We start from the raw sequence: 23,239 nt of genomic DNA on the forward strand, positions 1-23,239 counted from the left end.
TTTACTTCATCTTAAATCTTACATTTGTCTGTGAACATTCGCGAAATTATCAATCAATATAAATCAGATGAGCGCATTGTAGCATTGGCAAAAGCCCTGAATATGGGTAAAGGCAGCAAGATCCAGCTCAAAGGACTGGTCGGTTCTGCAGATGCTATGGTCGCCGTTGCCACTTACTTTCTACTCCACAAACCTCAGCTTTTTATTCTGCCAGACCGGGAAGAAGCCGCCTATTTCCTGGGCGACCTGGAGAGCATTCTCGATAAAGCCGTGCTGCTTTTTCCGTCTTCTTACCGCAAAGGTTTTGATTTCACGCAGATCGATACGGCCAATGTGCTGGGCAGGGCAGAGGTACTGAACGAGCTGAACCATGATTCTGAATTTGGAAAGATCGTGGTTACCTACCCGGAAGCGCTTTCCGAGAAGGTTATAGACCGTTCCGTACTGGAGAAAAACACACTTGAAATTACCGTAAATACGAAGCTCAGTCTCGATTTCATCAACGAGTTTCTGTTTGAATATGAATTCGACAGGACTGATTTCGTGTATGAACCCGGCCAGTTTTCCATCCGTGGGGGTATCGTAGATATCTTTTCTTTCTCCCATGACTTACCGTACCGCATTGAGTTTTTTGGTGATGTGGTGGAAAGCATAAGGACTTTTGAGATTGAAAGTCAGCTTTCCGTTGATTCGGTCAAAACACTGACCATCATCCCCAACGTACAGTCTAAATACCTCACGGAGAGCAACATCAACCTGCTGGATTATATTGATAAAGATACGCAGGTCTGGATTAAAGACGTTGAATTTACGCTGGACATCATCAAGGGCGGCCACAAAAAAGCGGTGGAGCTTTGGAAAGCCTTGCCGGCGCAAGAGAAACAGGAGAATCAGAACTGGATAGACCCTAAATACAGCTTCTCTGATGAGAAAATGATTGCAGATATCCTCCAGGAATTCCCTTTGGTGGAGTTCGGAAAGCAGTTCTTTTACAAGACGGAGCACGTGCTGCAGTTTGAAACCAAGCCGCAGCCTTCCTTCAATAAAGATTTCAACCTGCTGATCCATAACATCAAAGAGAACGAGAAAGCAGGCATCTTTAACTTCATATTTTCATCCTCCGCAAAACAAACAGAAAGGCTGTATGCCATTCTCGACGACATTGATAAGACCGCCAAGTTCACCCCGGTAAACATCTCCCTGCGGGAGGGTTTTATCGATCCGGCACGCAAATTCGCCTGTTACACCGATCATCAGATCTTCGACAGGTTCTACAAATACAAGCTTAAAAGAGGCTACCAGCGCAGTCAGGCCATTACGTTAAAGGAACTGCGCGACCTTAAACCAGGAGATTACGTGACGCATATTGACCATGGTATCGGCAAATACGCCGGACTGGAGAAAGTAGAAGTCAACGGGAAAACGCAGGAGATGATCCGGCTGGTTTATGCCGACAACGACCTGCTGTATGTAAACATCAACTCGCTGAACCGCATCGCGAAATACAGCGGCAAGGATGGTACGCCACCAAAAATGAATAAGCTGGGTACCGAGGCATGGGACAAGCTTAAGAAAACAACAAAAAAAAAAGTTAAAGACATTGCCCGCGACCTGATTAAACTTTACGCCATGCGGAAGTCGCAGGTGGGTACGGCAATGGCGCCTGATGGCTACATGGAGACCGAGTTGGAGGCTTCTTTCATCTACGAGGATACCCCGGATCAGGAGAAAGCGACCAACGACGTGAAAAAGGATATGGAGGCACCATACCCTATGGATCGTCTGGTTTGCGGCGATGTTGGCTTCGGAAAAACGGAGATTGCCGTACGTGCTGCATTTAAAGCAGTGGCCAATGGTAAACAGGCAGCGATACTCGTACCGACAACCATCCTCGCATTGCAGCATTTTAAGACATTTGCAGGCCGTTTAAAGGAGTTTCCCTGTACGATAGACTATATCAATCGTTTCAAGACAAATAAGCAAATTAAAGACACCCTGGCGCGTTTGGCCGATGGGAAAGTAGATATCGTGATCGGTACGCACCGCCTCTTGAGCAAGGATGTGAAGTTTAAAGATCTTGGCATCATGATCATTGATGAGGAGCAGAAATTCGGGGTAAGTTCAAAAGAAAAGCTGCGTGCACTGCGTGTAAACGTGGATACGCTGACTTTAACCGCGACACCAATCCCAAGAACGCTGCACTTCTCGCTGATGGGCGCGAGGGATTTGTCGATTATGAATACGCCACCGCCAAACCGGCAGGCGGTAAACACGGAGCTTCATGTTTTCAATGATAAACTGATCCAGGAAGCCGTGCAATTTGAGCTGGACCGTGGTGGACAGGTGTTTTTCATCCATAACCGCGTGAACGACCTGACCCAGCTGGGTGGATTGATCCAAACCCTGGTACCTAAAGCACGCATCGGCATTGCCCACGGACAGCTGGATGGTGACGCACTGGAGGACGTAATGCTCGATTTCATCAATGGTGAGAAGGACGTGCTCGTGGCCACGACCATCATTGAGGCCGGACTTGACATTCCAAATGCCAATACGATCATCATCAACCACGCCCACATGTTCGGGTTAAGCGATTTGCACCAGATGCGGGGCAGGGTAGGGCGCTCCAACAAAAAGGCCTTCTGCTACCTGCTGAGCCCGCCACTATCGACGCTGACGAATGAAGCCCGCAAGCGCCTCAGCGCAATTGAAGAGTTCTCGGACCTGGGCAGTGGTTTTAACATCGCCATGCGCGATTTAGATATCCGTGGCTCGGGTAACCTGCTCGGTGCAGAACAAAGTGGTTTCATCGCTGAAATCGGCTTTGATATGTACCATAAAATCTTGGATGAAGCGATTCAGGAGTTAAAAGGTGATGAGTTCAAGGAGCTGTTCAAGGACGAGCCGAGTCGCCCCTTTGTGACCTTTACACAGGTAGATACTGATGTGGAGCTGTACATCCCGGATGACTACGTGACCAACATTACCGAGCGCTACAACCTCTACACAGAGTTGTCCAAGATAGAGAATGAAGCACAGCTGAAAGCTTTTGAAACTTCCCTGCGTGACCGCTTTGGGCCTATTCCAAGGCCTGTAACCACCATGATGAAGGTGCTACGACTGCAATGGGTGGGTAAAAGGCTTGGTTTTGAGAAGTTGAGTTTCAAGAAGGGGATCCTGAGGGGTTATTTCATCGCGGATAAACAATCTGCTTACTTTGATTCCAGCGTATTTGAACGCATTATCGGCTTTGCACAGCAACATCCGCGGTTATGCAATCTTAAAGAGGTGAAAAACAGCTTGCGGATTGCCTTTGAGAACCTGAATACGATAGATGAAGCGGTAGAAATGCTGGAACTTGTGGCGCATTAATAAAGGGGTGATGAATCAAACAGTTATCAGTCTATAACTTATCAATCAAAGGATCATTGATCTTACGATTATAATCATCGGTATTGATCATGCCCAACCATAAACAACATACAGCATAGCTGCTGCGACAACATCACATAAACCTATGAACCCTGAATTATTAAAAGATCTGGTTACAATGAAAATGCCTTTCGGCAAGTATAAAGGTCGCGTCCTGTGCGATTTGCCAGAATCTTACCTGGTTTGGTTCCACAGCGAAGGTTTCCCGCCAGGAAAACTCGGTGAAATGATCGCAACCTTGTACGAAATCAAACTGAACGGCCTGGAATATCTGCTCCAGCCAATCAAAGCACAATATGGGAATCGCTCTTAATGAAAGATCAAATACAAGTACACGTAAACGATCGGCGCAGCAACCAAAAGCCCGTCAAAGCGGTCTAACAAGCCCCCATGACCAGGCAGTAAGTTACCAGAGTCCTTAACGTCCAGACTGCGTTTCAGCATGGATTCAACCAGATCACCCAGCGTTCCAAAGCTGACGATCAGCACAGCCATCCCTGCCCAGATTAGGATGGATATTTCCGTAAAGAACAGCGAGACAATCCCCGCAACCACTAAACTCATCAGAATACCCCCTGCAAAACCCTCCCAGGTCTTTTTAGGGGAATGGCGCTCAAATAACTTGGTCTTACCCAGCTTACGCCCAAAAAGATAAGCACCGGTATCACTGGCCCAAAGCATGAGCATAAAAGCCAGTGGCAGATGGAAGTTAAAGGCTTCATCCCGAACATAGCCAAGTGCGTAAAAGAAGCAGAATGGCGCCACAACGAAGAGTAATCCAAGGAAAGTATAGGCGATGTTGCTGAAAGGGTTCTTAGCGGTCCTGTAAAGCTCAAAAAGGAACACAGAGACAGCAATTGGAATACCCAGTAACAGGTATTTGGTGTCAAAAGGGAAAAATGGAAAGGCAGCAACGGCACCAAACATCAGAAATCCCGTTAAAATGCCCAGGATTTTATGCGGCAGTATGCCTGCGGTATTCACCAGCGTATAGAATTCATATAAGCCTGCAAGGCTCAGTGATAGGTAAAATATGGTAAACACTTCAGCACCCAGAAAGAAGGAGCCAAGCATTACAATAGCAAAGAAAAATGCGGTTATGGCTCTAGTCTTCATTCAAATTGTTCTCTATGATGTAAGCCAGTGCCTGATCGAAGTTTTCTGGCTGCACCAGGATATTGATGACCCCAAAAGCCTTGTATGATGAGTCCTGCTTGTTCATGACTACTGCAGGAATGTCGTTCTCAACGAGCGCCTGCTTAATGATTTCCGCTGTAATCGGATTGCTCGTGGTGTACACTTTGGTCCAGTTGTTTTCCATTTTCGGTGTATTGTTTTCTTAGGTAAAGGAGTAAAAACGCCGTCAAACCAAGGCCTAAAACATAGCCCATCCAGTTAAATGCTGGCGTTTCCTCAATTTTGTCCAAAGGTAGGTTATGCTTTTGATAGTACAAGGCCATACATACCGCATAACCGTTGTTTAGAAAATGCGCAAACATGGGGTACCACAAGCTTTTGGTCCACAGGTAAATGTAACCGAACAAAGCACCCAGAAAAAGTCGCGGTAAAAATCCGAAGAACTGCACGTGGATGGCACTGAAGATGATTGCAGTAATCCAGATGGCCACATGCGGATTGCCAAACATCTTCAAAAACGAGCGTTGTACCCCGCCTCGGAACATCAGTTCTTCCGCAATGCCGGGTAGTACGGCAATCATGAACAGGTTCACCAGTAAATCCGTGGTGGTGTTCATCGTCAAAAGCTTCAATGTCATCTGTTCAGCTTCCGTTTCTTTGGCGCGCATCCAAGCTTCCAGGGGCTTTAAAGCGTCCGGAAGTGTCATTTTCTGGTTAATAAATCCTGACAGTTCCGTAATAGGCAAAGAGACCAGCATGAGCAGGAATATGATACCAAGCATGGGCAGCACTGGCTTCTTCCAGTTGTAAAACTGGCTGATTTTCTGGCGCTCTGTAAGTGCAAGAAAGATCGGCGGCAGCATGAAAAGCCCAATAGAAGTAATAATCTGCAGGGTTTTAAGCGCATTCAGCGCATTTGGATCATCAAAGGAAAGATTCGTCAGGTCCATCATGCTTTGATGATCAGACGTTGCCAGAATAACAATCAGACTTAAAATGGAGCCTACAATGAGACCCGCCAAAGCATATCCCGTGAGGATAAGTAACTGAATATAAGCACTACTTTCTGATCTGTGTCTCTCCAGGAAATCCATTGTGTATATGATTTTGTACCTTTGTGCTTATAATTTGCGTTGAAGATAGAAAAATGTCCGTAAAAATAGGAAATATTGATCTGGGAGAATTCCCACTGTTACTTGCTCCAATGGAAGATGTGAGCGATCCACCATTCCGTTACGTGTGTAAACAAAGTGGGGTAGATATGATGTACACCGAGTTTATCTCTTCGGAAGGCCTGATCCGCGATGCGGCTAAGAGTCGCCAGAAGCTGGATATTTTCGAGTACGAACGGCCTATTGGCATCCAGATCTTCGGTAGTGAAATCGACCACATGCGTGAAGCAACGGAAATCGCCACCCTGGCCAACCCGGATTTGATGGACATCAACTATGGCTGCCCCGTGAAAAACGTGGCCTGCAGAGGTGCCGGTGCCAGCCTGCTACAGGACATCGACAAGATGGTGAAAATGACAGAGGCCGTGGTTAAAGCCACACACCTACCCGTAACCGTTAAAACCAGATTGGGCTGGGATGACAACACCAAAAACGTGGAAGAGGTGGCAGAACGGCTGCAGGATATCGGTATTCAGGCACTGACCATTCATGGCCGCACACGTGCACAGCTGTACAAAGGGCAGGCCGACTGGTCCCTGATCCGTGAAATCAAGCGCAATCCAAGAATTAAGATCCCTATTTTCGGCAACGGTGACGTGGATAGTCCGAGAAAAGCGGCAGACTGGCGTTTAGAATACGAAGTTGACGGCATCATGATTGGCCGTGCAGCAATCGGCTACCCATGGATCTTCCGTGAAATCAGGCACTTCTTCAATACCGGTGAATACCTTGCCGGTCCGACCGTAGAAGAGCGTGTAAACGTCTGCAGAACCCATTTTGAGAAATCTATCGAGTGGAAAGGCGACCGTGTTGGTATCTTTGAAATGCGCCGCCACTATGCAAACTATTTCAAAGGTTTACCAGACTTTAAACCTTACAGAATGCTACTGGTAAAAGAAGAAAACATCCAGACCATTCACGGCATTTTAGACGAAGTGGCAGACAAATTCAGGCACATTGAGCCAATTGTAGAAATGGCTTAATTTTTGAAAATAACACGGTTCACACACACAATATGGTAACAGCAATAACTCAGGGGATCAAAATTTCAGTTGAAACCATGTATCAGGACGAATACTCCAATCCTGCAAATGAACAATTCATGTTTGCTTACCGTATTGAGATCGAAAATCTTTCTGATTTTACCATCCAGCTGCTGCGCAGACAATGGTTCATCTTTGACTCTTGCGGTACCATCAAGGAAGTTGAAGGCGACGGCGTAGTGGGTGTGCAGCCAGTTCTGGAACCCGGCCAGGTACATGCTTACGTATCCGGATGCCAGATCACCACAGATGTAGGCAGCATGAAAGGTAATTACGCCATGATCCGAGTGGCTACAGGTAGCCCCTTCACTGTAGATATCCCAGAATTTGCGCTTATTGCACCTTTCCGTTTAAACTAAGCGATTACCTGCCACCTCTCCCGAAGAGCATGCCCAGGTAATAGAACAAGCTGCCCAATGCACCAATCGCGGCTATGATATAGGTCATTGCTGCCCACCATAGCGCATCCTTGGCCTGTTGACTCTCTGATGCAGAGAATTTCACCGAATGATTGTTGTTAATCCATAACAGGGCCCTTCTGCTCGCGTCAAACTCTACCGGTAAGGTAATTAAGCTGAACAACGTGACCACTGCCAATCCAAACACACCCAGGCTTAAAACAACCGGGTTGCCCGTAAAGCCAATCAGCATGATGCCGAGGATAAGTATCCATTGTAGAAGATTGCTGGTTAAAGATACCACAGGTACCATTTCAGACCGTAAATACAGCCATTTATAGCGTTTACTGTCCTGTATGGCGTGCCCGCACTCATGGGCGGCAACCGCTGCGGCTGCAACACTACGGCCGTGATACACGTCTGTGCTCAGGTTTACCGTGCGGTTCTGGGGATTGTAATAGTCTGATAACTGTCCGTCAGTACTCATCACCTGTACATCGAAGATCCCATTATCTAAAAGCATTTTCTGCGCAACTTCCTTCCCCGATAAACCGGAACTCAGCTGCATTTCCGAATACCTGGAGAATTTAGTTCTAAATCTCCATTGCACAATCATGCTTGTAATAAGTACAGGTATTATGAATATGATGTAGGTAATCATGCCTATTGTAATCAGTCATGGCCCGTAACTCAAAAAGCGTTCCTCAATTTATAATTATCAAAAAATAAGCACTTTATGAATTGAAGCTATAAGTTTTTGCGACAAAGCGCCCATCCTTTAACCCAGCTATAAGCACCTTGTAACAACATTATCTTAAATAAGCTGCAGAAGATCATACCCGCAACCTGCCTATAGGAATACTTAATTTTACTAATATCTTTGTTATTTAAAATGAAATATAGTAACAAATCATAAAAATATTAGCAATGGAATACCTGATTGTAGCACTGCTCCTCCTCCTCTGCGTGTTGATGTTCATCTTCTTCAAAAGACCGGCAACCGACCAACACAACGCACTCCTGGAAATTAAAGAACTTGAACATCAGAAAGCGCTGGAACGGCATAATGCCGATAAGCTGCGGATCGAAGATGAACTGCGCGATTTACGTGAAAGTTTCATGATGGAGCGTTCCCGAGCCATAAAGGCGGAAGAAGCGCTCAAATCACAGCTCAGCCGCCAACTGGAACAGGAGCAATACATCCAGAACCTCCAGCAGAAGTTTAAACTTGAGTTTGAAAACCTGGCAAACAAGATCCTCGAAGAGAAAACCACCAAATTCACGGAAAGCAACCGGATCAACCTGGATCTGATCCTGAACCCGTTAAAGGAGAACATCAAAGCCTTTGAACAGCAGGTGGAAAAGGTCTATAAAGACGAATCTGATGAGCGCAACATGCTCAAAGGGGTCATTTCCCAGCTGATGCTGCAAAGCAAGCAAATCCAGGAAGACGCAAACAACCTGACCAAAGCGCTGAAAGGTGATAACAAAAAGCAGGGCAACTGGGGAGAGATCATCCTGGAGAAAGTACTGGAACGCTCGGGATTGGTAAAAGACCGGGAGTACAGGGTACAGGCTTCATTAAACCACGCTGAAGGCAATAGACTGCAACCAGATGTCCTTATCGACCTCCCGGATGAAAAACACGTTGTAATCGACTCTAAAGTGTCTCTTATCGCTTATGAGCGCTTGCTCTCTGCCGAGACGGAAGAGGAAAGAGCAATGTTTGTCAAACAGCACGTCGCTTCCATCAAAGGGCATATACAGAATCTCTCCGGCAAGAACTACCAGAACTTGTACCAGATCAACTCGCCAGACTTCGTACTGCTGTTTATCCCCATAGAATCCTCTTTCGGCATTGCCGTGCAGGAAGACGCGGAATTATTCAACTTTGCCTGGGACCGGAAAGTGGTCATCGTAAGCCCATCTACGCTGCTGGCCACGCTGCGCACCATCGCCAGCATCTGGAAACAGGAACGGCAGAATCGCAACGTACTAGAGATTGCCAGACTCAGCGGCAGTATGTACGAGAAGTACATTGGATTTTTAAACGATATGGAAGGTTTAGGTAAAAATCTGAAGAACAGCCAGGACTGCTACGATAAAGCATTAAACAAACTCAGCCATGGCGCCGGAAACCTCACCACCACCGCAGAAAAGATCAAGCGTCTTGGTGCTAAAACCAATAAACAGATTGACGTTAAGTTCCTCGATCAGAGCCTGATCAACGAATAAAGCCGTGCTCCAATAAAGCAAACTATAATACACGAAAAAGCGCCTTGTTTAAAGCCCATAACGGCAGCAAACAAGGCGCTTTTTTTATGCAAATACCTGTAAATTACAGCTTGAAAGCGTTCCAGCCCTGGGCCTTCAGCTCATGTACATTATCAGATTTTGAAATCATCTTACAACCCGAGTTTTTGTCGGTAATGTGACCAATCACGCTGATGTCTACATCATGTTTTAGCTTTGCGTAATCCGACTGCTTAATCGTGAAAAGCAGTTCATAATCTTCCCCGCCGTTCAGCGCACACACCGTTGGATCGAGTCCAAGTTCACGCGCCGTTTCGTAGGTCAATGGGTCAATCGGGAACTTCTCTTCGTAAAGCGTCACACCTTTTTCCGATTGCTGACAGATGTGCAGGATCTCTGAAGCCAGACCATCAGAAACATCAATCATCGCCGTCGGAACAATCTCCATTTGCGCTAATAAATCGACGATATCTCTTCTGCCTTCCGGTTTAAGCTGACGCTCAATGATGTAATCTTTACCTTCCAGATCCGGCTGAATGTTCGGGTTCTCCAGGAAAATCAGTTTTTCTCTTTCCAGGATCTGCAGGCCCACATAAGCACCGCCTAAATCACCGGAAACACAAACTAAATCGCCTTCACCAGCACCATTACGGTAGCAAATGTCCTTTTTATCGGCATAGCCGATGCTCGTTACACTGATCACCAGCCCCTGTTTACTCGTCGATGTATCCCCACCAACCAGGTCAATATTGAATTTATTGCAGGCAAGTTCAATACCCTTGTAAATTTCTTCCACAGCTTCCAGCGGAAACTTGCTCGACAAGCCAATGGAAACCGTAATCTGCGTCGCAATACCATTCATGGCGTAAATGTCGCTCAGATTCACCTGAACAGCTTTATAGCCTAAATGCATCAGGGGTACATAAGCCAGATCAAAGTGTATGCCTTCCAGCAACAGATCTGTCGAAATTAAAACCTCTTTACCATCAAAATTCAGCACCGCTGCATCGTCACCAATCCCTTTCGTACTGCTTTCATGACGGATTTTAAAATTATCAGTCAGGTGTTTGATCAAGCCAAACTCTCCTAAAAGCGCAATATCTGTACGTTCCTTATTTTCAAACATAATTTTCTTCTTTTATCAGGCCAGCCTATTGCTGGCCACAAATGCGGGTACACCGCTTAAATCAATTTCTTCTGCCTACAAACCCAGGCTTGCAGAAATCTCCAGCATTCTTTCTATCGGTTTGCGGGCCTCCACAATTATTTCCATTGGTACGGTTACTTCCGGTGTTTCATTCTTCAAACACAGGTACAATTTCTCCAGGGTATTGCGCTTCATATACGGGCAATCATTGCACGCACAATTGTTATTCGGCGGCGCGGGAATAAACGTCTTATCCGGACAAGCTTTTTCCATCTGGTGGATGATTCCGCTTTCCGTTGCAACGATAAATTCTTTCGCATCACTGTTGATTGCGTACTTCAATAAACCGGTGGTCGATCCGATATAATCTGCCATCTGCAGCACCGCTTCTTCGCACTCCGGATGCGCAATAAATTTCGCTTCAGGATGACGTTCTTTAAGCTTGGTAATTTTCTCTCTCGAAAAAATTTCATGCACCATACAGGCACCATTCCAAAGCACCAGATCACGTCCGGTTTTCTTCGCCACCCAGGCACCAAGATTCTTATCCGGACCGAAGATAATCTTCGTATCTTTCGGTAAACTTTCTACAATCTGAACCGCGTTGGTAGAGGTGCAAACAATGTCGCTCAAAGCCTTCAATTCAGCCGTACAATTCACGTAGGTAATCACCACATGATCCGGATACTTTTCCTTGAACTTTTTAAACAAATGCGGGGGACAGCTGTCGGCCAGTGAACAGCCTGCTTTCACATCCGGCAACAAAACCTTCTTTCCTGGTGACAGGATTTTGGCAGTCTCTGCCATGAAATGTACCCCTGCAAAAACGATGATGTCAGCTTCTGTTTTGGCAGCCTCCTGAGACAAACCTAAACTGTCTCCAATGTAATCCGCGATGTCCTGGATATCCGGCTCCTGATAGTAGTGCGCCAGAATAATTGCATTCTTCGCCTTCTTCAGTTTTTCTATTTCATCAAACAAGTCAAGCGTCGGATCAATTTTTTCGTCGGCAAAACCTTTAATATTTATTTCCTCTAAGGTATCCATTTTCAACAGTTCAATAAATTATAATTATTTAATATAAATAGGTTTCTATTGTTTATTAGTGTGTTAGTAATGTTTATAAGCTTGGTAAAATTCTTTCGATTATTTGAGTTATTACAAAGTTATTAACAATTTAAACGTGTTTTTACTAAATCTTCCGGCTGATTCATAGTGTTATACAAAACACCTGCTAAACTTATCAATACTCGAATGTGTATTATTTCTACGTTAAAAAAACGTTAATAACCTTGGCAAAGTTGCGCATAAATACTTTATAAAATTGTGTCAAATTGCCATTTTACCTTAGCTTTAAACAATCAAGAATAGTTGTTCTTTTTATATATACAAATAACTAACAATGTTATCAACGTTGTTAACATATGCCCGAATTGCCATAAAGAATGAGAAAAGTAGATTTTTTAGTCATCGGATCAGGTATCGCGGGTTTAAGCTTCGCTTTGAAAGCTGCCCAACATGGAAAAGTGCTGATCATTACCAAATCAAATGAAGATGAATCCAACACCAAATACGCCCAGGGAGGCGTGGCAGTGGTTGTAAATGAGGACGATTCGTTTGAAAAACACATTACAGATACACTTTTAGCGGGCGATGGCCTGTGTGATCGGGAAATAGTGGAAATCGTTGTGTCTGAAGGCCCTCAGCGCATTCAGGAGATTATAGACTATGGCACCGAATTCGACCGTGATCATGATGGTTTATATGATTTAGCGAAGGAGGGCGGCCATTCCGAACACCGTGTACTACATTATAAGGATGTAACCGGCTACGAAATTGAACGTGTCCTCTTAAAACAAATTCATGAGAATAACAACATCGAAATATTAACACATTACTTCTGTTTAGAGTTAATAACCCAACATCACCTCGGTGAATTTGTGGACAAGAGCACAAAAGTTATTAACTGTTTTGGTGTATATGCCTTTAACACAGAGCGTAACGATGTGGAAAAGATCTTGGCAAGTGTTACGGTCATGGCGTCCGGTGGTGCCGGCCATATTTATTCAAGTACAACAAATCCGGTCATTGCCACAGGCGATGGCATGGCCATGGTGTACCGCGCAAAAGGGAAAATGCGCAATATGGAGTTCATCCAGTTCCATCCAACCGCCCTTTACCATCCCGGAGAGTACCCTTCTTTTTTGATTTCGGAAGCCGTTCGAGGCTTCGGTGGCGTGCTCCGCAGGAAGAATGGCGTCGCCTTTATGCACGAATATGACCCCCGTGGATCCCTCGCTTCCCGCGATATTGTGGCTCGTGCAATCGACGCAGAGATGAAAAAATCAGGTGAGGAGTTCGTCTACCTGGACATTACACACCGGAGCAAAGAAGACATTTTGGCACACTTCCCAAACATCTACGCGAAGTGTTTGTCGATCGGAATTGACATGACGCGCGACTATATCCCGGTTACACCGGCTGCACATTATATGTGTGGGGGCATCCAGGTTGATGCTTACGGACGCTCGTCGATCAATAATTTATACGCCTGCGGAGAGACCTCTTCAACGGGTCTGCACGGCGCAAATCGCCTTGCTTCAAACAGCCTTTTGGAGGCGCCGGTTTTTGCCCATCGCATCTATCTCGACGCCATTCAGAAGTTCCAGAATATCGTCATTCCGGACAATATTCCGGAGTGGAATGATGAAGGTGTTACGCAGTCAAACGAAGATATTCTGGTTACCCACAACCTCCGCGAAACGCAAAAACTGATGAGTGATTATGTCGGAATTGTACGTTCAGATTTCCGTTTAGACCGCGCCATGCGACGGCTGTTTTTGCTGTATGAAGAGACCGAAGAATTTTATAAAGCGAACAAAGTTTCCGTTAAACTTTGCGAATTACGCAACGTTATTCAGGTTGCATTCATGGTTATAAAATCCGCAAAAGCGAGAAAAGAAAGTCGCGGTTTACATTATACGACCGACTATCCCGAGCATGCAGATACCATTCAGGATACCATATTTTAGAAGAGATTTATGCCAGTAATATTAAGTGTAGAAGATAAAAATCCCCTGTGGGGAAGCAACTGTTTCATCGCCCAGAATGCCACCATTGTCGGTGATGTAACCATGGGTGATAACTGTTCCGTATGGTTCAACGCGGTGATCCGTGGAGATGTAAATACCATTACCATCGGCAGCGATACGAACATTCAGGATGGCGCCGTGATCCATGCCACCTATCAAAAGGCGGCAACCACCATCGGCAATCGCGTATCCATTGGGCACAATGCCATTGTACACGGCTGTATGCTCCAGGATCACATTCTGGTGGGTATGGGCGCAATTGTGATGGATAATGCCGTTGTAGAGCCTTATTGCATCATTGCTGCGGGTGCTGTTGTATTGGAGAATACCGTATGCGAAAGTGGCTTCCTGTATGCCGGAATGCCCGCTAAAAAGATAAAGCCCATTACAGAAATGCAACGGGCTTTATTGGATAAGTTACCTGATAACTATATTATGTACGCAGACTGGTTTAAATAGAAGGGGGTTTAGGGATCTGAATGGTTGCCTTTCTGTCCCATCCCGCGCGTATAGAAAGCTCCTGCGGCTCATTGTAAATCTGCTCTGGCAGCAGCTGCAGACTTACCCTTCCGGTATCCCAGAGGCCATTGTTATTCGTATCGTACACCACGCGAACAAAGTACTTACCCGCACGGTAATTATTGAAGTTTAGCGTGGTGTCCCTTTTTATAACGTGTTCTGAAATGGTCTCCTTCCGCTCGTTCGTCACCTGCAGAATATAGCTTTTTTGCTGTTCCGGTAACTTCACGGTAACGCTTAAACTACCATAATCATCTGCACTGGCCAATGTAAATACCTTCGTGAATTCCTTGTTTTTGGCGTTGAACATGCCCGTTACAGCACCTGGACTAAACTTCATCTGATAGTCTGTTCCACGGTCCCAATCGAAGTCCACAAAGTAACTCAGAAAGTCCGCCGAGTCCTTCTGCAGCTGAAATCCGCGCACTGCTACGGAATCTTCCAGCAGCTCTATTTTGCTCGGATCGATACCAGTCACCGGGCTGGGGAAGGTGAGGCGCATACGATTATTTGGATTCAACTGACCGCCTTCCAGGTTGTCCGCCGGCATCAGATTCCGGGTGTAGGTATCCTTTTTACCGCGTGTAAGTTTTACGGTTTGCAGTAATTTACCCGCTTCCATAATGGATACTTTGGTCGAGTCAAAGCTCAGATCATTTAACCAGACACGTACACTGTCGTTCGTTTTACTGAACTGAAATAACTTTGCAGCATCCAGATTGGAGGGTTCCGTAACGACCACACTTGGCTGTCGCAACTTCTGATTCCAGGTTAGCAGGATCGTTCCATCCGCCGCAATCCGCCGGTCATTCATCCGGAATTCCTGTGGCTCTTCCTTAAAAACTTTGATCTTAAGGTCCGATACATTCTCGGTTAAAACCACAGAATCTGGCAAGAAACCAATCTCATCAGAAACCTGCTGATAAACTTTATCGCTGGTTTTTTCCTTTAATGCATATACTTTATAAGTGTTCTCCCGAAGATTGTTCAACTGAAAACGGCCGGAACTATCCGTAGTGGTATAGATCGATGGCTTTGTTTTTCCAATGATCGTATCTCGATCTATCGGTACGATGAAAGCCAAAGCATCGAGTAGGGGCTCGCCGGTTAGTGCGTCGATCACCTGACCACTCATCGTTAAAGAATCCAGTTTTGGACCCGTCGCAAAGACGTAAGTGAAATTTTTCAGCACGTTGCTTTCGTTGATGTCTGCAATAGACTTCCCGAAGTTCAGCGTATAGGTGGTATTTTTTTCCAGAGTATCCTGGAAGCTGATCTCCAATGCACGCTTTTTAATTTTCAATTGCGGCAAGCGTTCCATATCGGGGGAGACGCTAAACTCCCGAAACTGGTCGTTCAGTTTGAAGTACTCGTCAAACTGAATCACGATCGTCTTCGCATTAAAGTTTGTCGTCAGATTCTCCGGCACCATTTTCAAAATCTTAGGTGCTATGCTGTCGCGAGGTCCGCCTTGTATGGTTTTCTGGCTCGCACAGCCGCCAACCAGGAAAATTTGGTAAAAACCATAGGTGAAAATCAAGAGGAACTGCCAGGTTTTAAATTTCATTGTTTTTAGCGTTTTTAAGACGTTATTACTTGCTGGAATGTAATCTGTTTAAAAATTTATAAAAATGCTTTAGATCGCATCTAAATAGGTTGATTTTTAAACACTATATTTTTAGATATAAGCCACTGAAAATCAACCTATTGTATTTTATCTGCTGATATGAACCATCAAAACAGAGATATCTGAAGGCGAAACGCCCGAAATTCTGGATGCCTGACCCAATGTTCTTGGTTTAATCTTCAATAATTTCTCTCTGGCCTCTTTAGATAAGGAATTCAGCTGCGCATAATCAAAGTCTGGATTGATGTCCTTGTCTTCCATCTTCTGCATTTTGGCTACAATCTCCTGTTCCTTTTCAAAGTAGCTGTCGTATTTAATCTTGATCTCCGCTTGCTCAACCGTCTCCTGATCGAACTTGCTCAACAGCTCGTTCAATGCCGGACTCACCTTACGTACGTCTTCAATCGATACTTGAGGACGGCTCAGCAAGCTGAACAATTTCACATTCTGACTGATCGGGCTGGTGCCTAATTCCTGCAACATATCATTGGCTTGCGACATCTCAATGCCTTGCTTGCGACTGAACGCCACAATCTCATCCGAGTTCGCAACTTTCTGCTTCACGATTTCCAGACGCTCATCACTGATCAATCCAAGTTCATGACCAATAGGGGAGAGACGGATGTCCGCATTATCTTGTCTTAATAACAATCGGTGTTCTGCTCTCGAGGTAAACATACGATACGGTTCTTCGGTACCTTTTGTTACCAGATCGTCGATCAATACCCCAATATAAGACTCAGATCGCTTCATAATCAACTCATGTTGATCATTTACCTTCTGATGCGCGTTGATTCCAGCGATAAAGCCTTGACTTGCAGCCTCTTCATAGCCTGTTGTTCCATTAATCTGTCCTGCAAAGAACAAATTCTTGATTTTCTTGGTCTCTAAGGTTAAATCCAGTTGGGTAGGTGGGAAATAATCGTACTCAATGGCGTAACCCGGACGGAACATTTTGGCATTCTCGAATCCTGGGATTTGCGTAAGCGCTCGGTATTGTACGTCTTCCGGTAAAGAAGTAGAGAATCCATTTACGTAGATCTCTACGGTATTCCAGCCTTCCGGTTCTACGAAAATCTGGTGACGGTCACGTTCTGCGAAGCGATTGATCTTATCTTCAATAGAAGGGCAGTAGCGTGGCCCAAGTCCTTTAATACGGCCGGTAAACATCGGCGATTTCTCAAAACCTTCCTTCAGGGTTTCGTGTACTTTCGAATTGGTGTAGGTGATCCAGCAGCAGCGTTGTTCTTTCGAACGCTCCACTTTTGTGTAAGAGAAACGGCCTGGATTTTCATCACCCCATTGCTCTTCCATTAAGGAATAATTCAATGACCGACCATCCACACGTGGCGGGGTACCGGTCTTCATACGGCCTGCTTCGAAACCGATTGAAGTAAGTTGTTCGGTTAAGCCTGTAGCAGATTTTTCCCCGGTACGGCCACCACCAAATTTCTTCTCGCCAATGTGGATCAATCCATTCAGGAAGGTACCATTTGTAAGTACGACAGACTTGCCATGTATCTCTACACCGATGGAAGTTTTAACACCACAAACAACATTGTCTTTGATGATTAAACTGCTCACCATATCCTGCCAGAAATCTACATTTGGGGTACGCTCCAGTGCTAGTCGCCATTCTTCTGCGAAACGCTTCCTGTCGTTCTGCGCACGTGGGCTCCACATGGCAGGACCTTTAGAAAGGTTCAGCATTCTGAATTGCAAAGTTGTTTTATCGGCAATGATTCCAGAGTATCCACCCATGGCATCAATCTCCCGCACAATCTGTCCTTTTGCTACGCCACCCATCGCCGGATTACAACTCATCTGGGCAATGGTCTCCATATTCATCGTTATTAAGAGCACTGAAGAACCTAAATTTGCTGCGGCGGCCGCGGCCTCACAGCCCGCGTGTCCAGCGCCTACAACGATGACATCATACGTTTTAAACATGGTTTTTTGGGTTATGTTTCACGTGGAACTTAGGTGAAAGTACATGCCTTTTCGACCCTTGTTCCACGTGGATTATTTTGATTTTATATTCTTTAAGAGGTTAAACAGGGACACCAGTACCCACACACTTTCCAGCACCACGAATGGCATAAAGTTGATCATCCAGGCAGAAACGCCGGCTAACGCGGCACCCACCAGATTCATCAAGCTATAGCTATTGCTCTCTACGCGGATCACTTTCAGGATCTGCAGCAGGAAGGCAATCAATAAGATTGATACACCTGCTGTGGCTAAAAAGTCTGAAGTACTCATGATTCCTTAGTTGTTTTTTTCTGATAGTTCTAACCAGCGTTCCATCACCTGATCCAGCTGTCTATTCAGCTTCTGGATTTCGCCGGAGACACGCTCGATTTCTTTATAGTCGCCACTATAGATGTTGGATAGGGAGCTTGTCAGACTTACAATTTTATCTTCCAGCGTTGCTATGTTCGCTTCAGATTCTTCAAGTTCTTTCTGCTCTTTATAGCTAAGCTTTTTCGTTGAATCTTTCGCTGTCGTTGTTTCCGTAGCAGCAGCAGCCGTTACCGCTTTCTTCTGTGCGTTTTCTTTCAGCTGCTCCAGGCTTAAACGATATTCTGAGTAGTTACCATTGTAAATATTCACCTCGCCATTGCCTTCCATGATGAACAATTGCTCACTCATTTTATCAAGCAAATACCTATCGTGGGATACCAGGATCAATACGCCGGGGAAGTTCTCCAGGAATTCCTCCAGTACGTTCAGCGTACCAATATCAAGATCGTTCGTAGGCTCATCCAGGATTAAGAAGTTCGGATTTTGCATCAATACTTTCATCAGGTGCAAACGCTTCTTCTCACCACCGCTAAGCTTCTCCACCATGCCGTGTTGCTTTTTAGGCGGGAATAAAAATAGGGTAAGCAGGGCAGAAGCAGAGATCGTCTGGCCGTCGGCCATCTTGATGTATTCTGCGTCAGATTTTACGATATCGATTACGCGTTCCTTTTCATTGAAAGCTAAACCACCTTGTTTGTAGTAGCCATATACCGTCGTTTCACCAACGCTCACATTACCTTTTTCTGGTTGCAGATATCCGGTGATGATGTTTAGCAAAGTGGATTTACCAGTTCCGTTTTTACCGGCCAGACCGATACGATCTGCACGCTTAAACGTATAAGAGAAATCATTGATGATTTTCTTCTCATCGAAACTCTGACCGATATGGTCCAGCTCCAGAATCTTATTACCCTGACGGGCCATTTTCACATTTAAGGTTATGCTGCCGTTTTCAGCGTTCTGTTTGGTTCTGCTATCTAAATCATAAAATGCATCAATACGGGCCTGCGATTTGGTACCACGTGCCTGCGGCATTCTACGCATCCATTCCAGCTCCTTTTTCAGTAGATTTTTGTTCTTTTGGAAGGTCGCCTCATCAGAAGCTTCACGTTCAGATTTCTTCTCTAAGAAATAAGCATAGTTCCCGTTATAGGTAAATGTTTTTCCTTTATCCAGCTCTACGATGGTATTACAAACGTTATCCAGGAAATACCTGTCATGTGTAACCAGCAGTAAAGTCTTATTGCCTGATGTCAGCAGTTTCTCCAGCCACTCAATGGTATCAATATCCAGGTGGTTGGTTGGCTCATCCAGGATATAGAAATCCGGATCTTCAATCAACAGCTTGGCTAGTGCCAAACGTTTTTTCTGACCACCAGATAGGGTAGAGATCTGTTGCTGTAAATGGGTGATGCCCATTCTGCTCAAAATCGTTTTAATCTCGTGCTCATATTCCCAGGCATTGTGTTCGCTCAGCTCACCATACAAACGGTTCAGGTGATCTTCATCTGGATTTTCCTGTTCGATGAGTTCTTCGTATTCTTTGATCAGCTGCTGCTGTTTGTTCTCCAGTGAAAAGATAAAATCACTGATCGAATAGCCGTCCGGGAAAGTAGGTTCCTGATCCAGAAATCCGATCCGGACAGATTTATTCTTGACGATCTTGCCTTCCAGAGGAAGGAAGCGTTCAGCAAGCAATTTAAGCAAAGTGCTTTTGCCTGCGCCGTTTATTCCAACCAGCGCAACACGTTGCCCGGTTTGAATTCCTAAAGTTAGTTTTTTAAATAGCCATTCATCATGGTAAGCATGACCAAGGCCTTCAGCTGCAATTAATGTACTCAATGTGTGTTCTTAACGAAGTTTATATGCGAAATTACTACAAAAGTACGCAATAAATTTTTGCATTCAGTTTCAGGCATTTAACCCTATTGTAATTTTATGAGCGGCCCTTTGACGGCATGTCTTACCAGGCTGCCGATGTGATCAGTTCTCGAGAAAGTCAAAACTCATAAATTTAATTGTAAGAGGTTGTTATACAATATATTACAAATAATAAATGATGATTTTTGATCCTATAACCGCTTAAATTAACCGTTGTTATTGGCCGATGATAAAGAGAAAAACAACCTTACAATGGCGCAGCAGTTAGGTACCAGCTTCGCCATCAACCCGGGGTCTATAGGGCCTATATACGGTGTCTATACGGGGTCCACCCGGCATATGGCCGCTTCAACCCCGGTTCAACCCTGTTTATACCCTGTTATAAGCACCAATCTTTCCCCTAAGTTTAAGGTGAATAGCGACCTGCAGGTGCTTACAAGCGCATAGAAGAATATTCCTATATTTACCTTTAACACGTTTAAATAAATCACCTTGAGAATTGACGCCCTCCACACCGAAAACATCCTTGTAAACAGAAAATCAGCAGCTGTAAAAAGCGAAATACCGGATGCCTTGCCGTTGTGTAAATCATTAAGCTTTGCTCAGGTTTTTAGTGTTCTGCTGTTCTTCCTGTTCTTACCGCTGTTGTCCGTTGCCCAAACCGATAGAACGCGGCAGACCGGGGGAAAAGCGGTAGGACTTAGCAATCCAATGCAGACGGAAAAGCAAAATAAAGGCAAAAAATCCGGCCGAAAGGAAGCACAAAGCAAGTTGTTTGTGCCTAGAAATTACTTTTATTTCTCTTTGAAATTGCCCGTTGAGGAACTTGCAACCTACCTGCTTACGGAAGAATCGGAGCTGCTGGATTATGAGAATCAGAATGGTTTAATGCTCGACTTCGGCTATGGCAAACAGGTCAATAAGTACTTTACCGTAGAAGGGGGACTGGAGGCCTACCTGGGCAATTCATTAAACCTGCTGTACGAGCATGAGCAGGATGAAGGCCTGGACGAACTGCGCATCACCAACAGCGCATATGCCTTCCAGCTGAAGCCGATTTTTACCGTGCCATTAGATGAAGAAGTTACTTTAAGAATTGGTGCAGCCCTGAATTATCAATTCTTGCGTAGTGCCGGCAAGTACTACAGCTACGCATACCGGGATGGGGAAGAAGTACTGGCCAGCGTTATTAAAAATACACACCGCTCCAGGTTTCTATTGAATGTTAATCCATTTGTAGGCGCTGATTTTAAGGTAAGCGAACGCTGGGGATTAGGGGTGGACCTGAGTTATGTCCGGTATAACTGGGATAAGTCCATCAGCGGCCTGCGTTTCAGCAACCAGACGGACCTGCAATTACCCCTGCACAAGACTTCTGATGTGTTCGTGGCCATTAAGGTCACTTTCCGCTAGTTTAAAGCTTTGCGGTCGCCGCAGTGCTGGACGTCGCGGGTTTGAGCACCCTTTTCGCCAGGTAAAAATCTTCCTTTTCAGTCATGATCTTTTTTGCAACCTTACCCTTATCCGGGTAGCCCAGCAAATGCAGCGTGCCGTGCACCATAACCCTGCACAGTTCATCCATAAAATCATGCTTGTATGCTGCCGCATTTTCCCGGATCCTGTCTATGCTGATAAAAATATCGCTCACAATCGTTTTCGGCACCTCTGCGTTATCGAAAGTGATCACGTCAGTATAAGTGTCATGATTCAGGTACTGTTGGTTTATACCGAGTAAATATTCGTCAGAACAAAAGATGAAGTTAAGTTCTTCCAGCTTGTAGCCTTCAGCCTCGATGGTATCCCGCAACCAGTTACGGATGATGGTCTTCTGTTTCAGTGTGAAGGAGATCTCCTCGGTAAAGAAGTGTATTGCAGCTTTGCTCATGTTGTATTGAAAATGCAAAGGTAAAAAAAAAGCTCCCCGGAAGTTCCGGGAAGCTCGTACGAATATGGTTAATGAAATCTAGATTACTTTAACATTGATCGCGTTCAAACCTTTTTTGCCGCTTTCTACATCGTATTCTACTTTGTCGTTTTCACGGATTTCATCGATAAGGCCTGTTGAGTGTACAAAGATTTCGCTATCGCCGTTTGTAGGAATGATAAATCCGAATCCTTTTGTAACATTAAAAAATTTTACTGTTCCTTCTTGCATTGTATTATGTATTAAAAAATTAAGTGTGCAATGTAGTCATTATTTATTATAAACAAGTAAATGCTTGTTTTTTTGGGGAATATAGAAATTACTTGACTTTGAAACTACTTTTTCCCACTCACATTCAGCGTGATTTCCGACGCATGCGGGATGCCTAGGGTTGTGCCTGGTTTTACGAGCAGCAGGTTCTGCAGGTAAACATCAATGATCCCTTCGAGCACCTTTTTCCGCTGTTCATAGTACTCCGGCATGTCGTTGCGGAACTTGTTCAGGTGGATTTTACCATGCTGGTCGACCACTGCAGAAAAGGAGTAGCCGAAATCCTGGTAAGCGTTCTGGATCTTGATGCGATATTCCGGGAAAAGGTAGTCGTAAGCCTCTGTTCTACCCAGCAAGCGGTCTACCGTACTCAGTTTTTCTACGCTGATGATCTTGCTTTTCGGCGTAAACTGTACCGGAATACGGCCTGCAAAAGCACTGTCGGCATTTGTAGGATTGCGGTCAGCACGGGCAACAAGCTTTTTGATAAACGCGGTATCTGCAGCGGTGGGCTTACGAAGCTCCTCGGGTTTTTTCTTGATCACGTTGTTCAGGTAATCTTCCGAATAGTAGGTCATGAACACATCCGACCGGATGTCTTTCGCGATCACCTGCTTGGTGAGGTGTAAGCGCTGCATGCGTATGCTGTCTTTGCTGAAACCCTTGATGCGGAACCATTCGCCGGCGAAGTTGTACACGTCGCCATGATCGTACATGAAGTAAAAGGATTGCATGATCTGCTTCTGCGGGCTCCAGGCTTTTACGGTATCATTGGAGGCGAACTGTATGATCCAGCTGGGTTCCTGCTGAAAGCCGATGTCGGAGAACGACAGTCCATTGCTGAAGCGGCGGGTGACTTCGTGGTACTTGATGCCGACAATTGGCGTAAAATCCAGTCTTTTCAGCTCTTCTTTTTTCTTCTTATTTTTCTTTGTGGTTTTTTCCGGTCCGGCATTACAGCCAGCCATTACCAGTGCAACAGCTAAAAAATAAATCAGCCTCTTAAAATTCAACATCCTCTATAAACGAATTACACGAAC

General features: G+C 45.1%; 21 protein-coding genes. 8 read left to right on the forward strand and 13 right to left on the reverse strand.

What is annotated here, in order from left to right; genetic code table 11:
* The first annotated feature begins 30 nt into the window (after nucleotides 1-30).
* Complete coding sequence (gene mfd / locus IEW69_RS03480; protein WP_188625680.1) at nucleotides 31-3,372, forward strand: transcription-repair coupling factor; 3,342 nt, start codon at nucleotides 31-33, stop codon at nucleotides 3,370-3,372.
* 145 nt (nucleotides 3,373-3,517) lie between these two features.
* Nucleotides 3,518-3,745, forward strand: a complete 228-nt coding sequence (locus IEW69_RS03485; RefSeq protein ID WP_188625437.1) for a DUF3820 family protein — start codon at nucleotides 3,518-3,520, stop codon at nucleotides 3,743-3,745.
* Here IEW69_RS03485 and IEW69_RS03490 read toward each other — a convergent pair.
* From IEW69_RS03490 to IEW69_RS03500, 3 genes are read right to left on the reverse strand one after another with little or no spacing between them, the layout of a single operon-like run.
* On the reverse strand, nucleotides 3,742-4,548 hold the full coding sequence (locus IEW69_RS03490) for a phosphatidate cytidylyltransferase (protein WP_188625438.1): 807 nt from the start codon (nucleotides 4,546-4,548) through the stop codon (nucleotides 3,742-3,744). The two genes, IEW69_RS03485 and IEW69_RS03490, sit on opposite strands and share 4 nt — an antisense overlap.
* Nucleotides 4,538-4,753 (reverse strand): putative signal transducing protein, encoded by a 216-nt coding sequence (locus tag IEW69_RS03495; RefSeq protein ID WP_188625439.1) that lies wholly within the window; start codon nucleotides 4,751-4,753, stop codon nucleotides 4,538-4,540. Before IEW69_RS03495 ends, IEW69_RS03490 begins: the two co-directional genes overlap by 11 nt.
* Entirely contained in the window at nucleotides 4,692-5,663 is a 972-nt protein-coding gene (locus IEW69_RS03500; protein ID WP_188625440.1) for a CPBP family intramembrane glutamic endopeptidase, read from the reverse strand. The genes IEW69_RS03495 and IEW69_RS03500 overlap by 62 nt, the downstream gene beginning before the upstream one ends.
* 53 nt (nucleotides 5,664-5,716) lie before the next feature.
* On the opposite strand from IEW69_RS03500, the gene dusB reads away from it, so the two are divergent.
* Together dusB and apaG are read left to right on the forward strand one after the other, a co-directional pair.
* Nucleotides 5,717-6,724: a tRNA dihydrouridine synthase DusB gene (gene dusB, locus IEW69_RS03505; protein WP_188625441.1), complete on the forward strand. Its 1,008-nt coding sequence runs from the start codon at nucleotides 5,717-5,719 to the stop codon at nucleotides 6,722-6,724.
* Nucleotides 6,725-6,756: 32 nt separating this feature from the next.
* On the forward strand, nucleotides 6,757-7,143 hold the full coding sequence (gene apaG / locus IEW69_RS03510) for a Co2+/Mg2+ efflux facilitator ApaG/CorD (protein WP_188625442.1): 387 nt from the start codon (nucleotides 6,757-6,759) through the stop codon (nucleotides 7,141-7,143).
* 4 nt (nucleotides 7,144-7,147) lie between these two features.
* Here the strand turns inward: apaG and IEW69_RS03515 are convergent, their stop codons facing one another.
* Nucleotides 7,148-7,843 (reverse strand): zinc metallopeptidase, encoded by a 696-nt coding sequence (locus IEW69_RS03515; protein WP_188625443.1) that lies wholly within the window; start codon nucleotides 7,841-7,843, stop codon nucleotides 7,148-7,150.
* 266 nt (nucleotides 7,844-8,109) lie between these two features.
* Here IEW69_RS03515 and IEW69_RS03520 point away from each other — a divergent pair, with 266 nt between their 5' ends.
* Nucleotides 8,110-9,417: a DNA recombination protein RmuC gene (locus IEW69_RS03520; protein ID WP_188625444.1), complete on the forward strand. Its 1,308-nt coding sequence runs from the start codon at nucleotides 8,110-8,112 to the stop codon at nucleotides 9,415-9,417.
* A gap of 103 nt (nucleotides 9,418-9,520) precedes the next feature.
* On the opposite strand, the gene thiL is transcribed toward IEW69_RS03520, so the two are convergent.
* Both thiL and nadA read right to left on the reverse strand, forming a co-directional pair.
* Entirely contained in the window at nucleotides 9,521-10,561 is a 1,041-nt protein-coding gene (gene thiL, locus IEW69_RS03525; RefSeq protein ID WP_188625445.1) for a thiamine-phosphate kinase, read from the reverse strand.
* A gap of 75 nt (nucleotides 10,562-10,636) precedes the next feature.
* Complete coding sequence (nadA, locus tag IEW69_RS03530; protein ID WP_188625446.1) at nucleotides 10,637-11,629, reverse strand: quinolinate synthase NadA; 993 nt, start codon at nucleotides 11,627-11,629, stop codon at nucleotides 10,637-10,639.
* 398 nt (nucleotides 11,630-12,027) lie between these two features.
* Between nadA and nadB the strand changes: the two genes are divergently transcribed.
* Both nadB and IEW69_RS03540 read left to right on the forward strand, forming a co-directional pair.
* Nucleotides 12,028-13,614, forward strand: a complete 1,587-nt coding sequence (gene nadB / locus IEW69_RS03535) for an L-aspartate oxidase (RefSeq protein WP_188625447.1) — start codon at nucleotides 12,028-12,030, stop codon at nucleotides 13,612-13,614.
* Nucleotides 13,615-13,623: 9 nt separating this feature from the next.
* On the forward strand, nucleotides 13,624-14,133 hold the full coding sequence (locus IEW69_RS03540; RefSeq protein ID WP_188625448.1) for a gamma carbonic anhydrase family protein: 510 nt from the start codon (nucleotides 13,624-13,626) through the stop codon (nucleotides 14,131-14,133).
* Here the strand turns inward: IEW69_RS03540 and IEW69_RS03545 are convergent.
* The 4 genes from IEW69_RS03545 to IEW69_RS03560 all read right to left on the reverse strand — a co-directional run bounded on the left by IEW69_RS03545 (nucleotide 14,126) and on the right by IEW69_RS03560 (nucleotide 19,966).
* On the reverse strand, nucleotides 14,126-15,760 hold the full coding sequence (locus IEW69_RS03545) for an Ig-like domain-containing domain (RefSeq protein ID WP_188625449.1): 1,635 nt from the start codon (nucleotides 15,758-15,760) through the stop codon (nucleotides 14,126-14,128). The two genes, IEW69_RS03540 and IEW69_RS03545, sit on opposite strands and share 8 nt — an antisense overlap.
* 147 nt (nucleotides 15,761-15,907) lie before the next feature.
* The gene (gene mnmG / locus IEW69_RS03550) at nucleotides 15,908-17,770 is read right to left on the reverse strand and encodes a tRNA uridine-5-carboxymethylaminomethyl(34) synthesis enzyme MnmG (RefSeq protein ID WP_188625450.1); all 1,863 of its coding nucleotides are present in this window, start codon (nucleotides 17,768-17,770) and stop codon (nucleotides 15,908-15,910) included.
* Between the two features lie 72 nt (nucleotides 17,771-17,842).
* Nucleotides 17,843-18,082: a CBU_0592 family membrane protein gene (locus IEW69_RS03555; protein ID WP_188625451.1), complete on the reverse strand. Its 240-nt coding sequence runs from the start codon at nucleotides 18,080-18,082 to the stop codon at nucleotides 17,843-17,845.
* Between the two features lie 6 nt (nucleotides 18,083-18,088).
* Nucleotides 18,089-19,966 (reverse strand): ABC-F family ATP-binding cassette domain-containing protein, encoded by a 1,878-nt coding sequence (locus IEW69_RS03560; protein ID WP_188625452.1) that lies wholly within the window; start codon nucleotides 19,964-19,966, stop codon nucleotides 18,089-18,091.
* Between the two features lie 531 nt (nucleotides 19,967-20,497).
* Here IEW69_RS03560 and IEW69_RS03565 point away from each other — a divergent pair.
* Nucleotides 20,498-21,418 (forward strand): hypothetical protein, encoded by a 921-nt coding sequence (locus tag IEW69_RS03565; protein WP_188625453.1) that lies wholly within the window; start codon nucleotides 20,498-20,500, stop codon nucleotides 21,416-21,418.
* Nucleotide 21,419: 1 nt separating this feature from the next.
* Here the strand turns inward: IEW69_RS03565 and ybeY are convergent, their stop codons facing one another.
* The 3 genes from ybeY to IEW69_RS03580 form a co-directional block, all read right to left on the reverse strand.
* Nucleotides 21,420-21,890 carry an rRNA maturation RNase YbeY gene (gene ybeY, locus IEW69_RS03570; protein WP_188625454.1) on the reverse strand — a complete coding sequence of 157 codons (471 nt, stop codon included), beginning with the start codon at nucleotides 21,888-21,890 and terminating at the stop codon, nucleotides 21,420-21,422.
* 78 nt (nucleotides 21,891-21,968) lie between these two features.
* Complete coding sequence (locus tag IEW69_RS03575) at nucleotides 21,969-22,160, reverse strand: cold-shock protein (RefSeq protein WP_188625455.1); 192 nt, start codon at nucleotides 22,158-22,160, stop codon at nucleotides 21,969-21,971.
* A 104-nt stretch (nucleotides 22,161-22,264) separates the two neighbouring features.
* The gene (locus IEW69_RS03580; protein WP_188625456.1) at nucleotides 22,265-23,215 is read right to left on the reverse strand and encodes a hypothetical protein; all 951 of its coding nucleotides are present in this window, start codon (nucleotides 23,213-23,215) and stop codon (nucleotides 22,265-22,267) included.
* Nucleotides 23,216-23,239: the final 24 nt, after the last annotated feature.

Source organism: Pedobacter quisquiliarum (assembly GCF_014642175.1).
In the GTDB taxonomy this organism is placed as follows: domain Bacteria; phylum Bacteroidota; class Bacteroidia; order Sphingobacteriales; family Sphingobacteriaceae; genus Pedobacter; species Pedobacter quisquiliarum.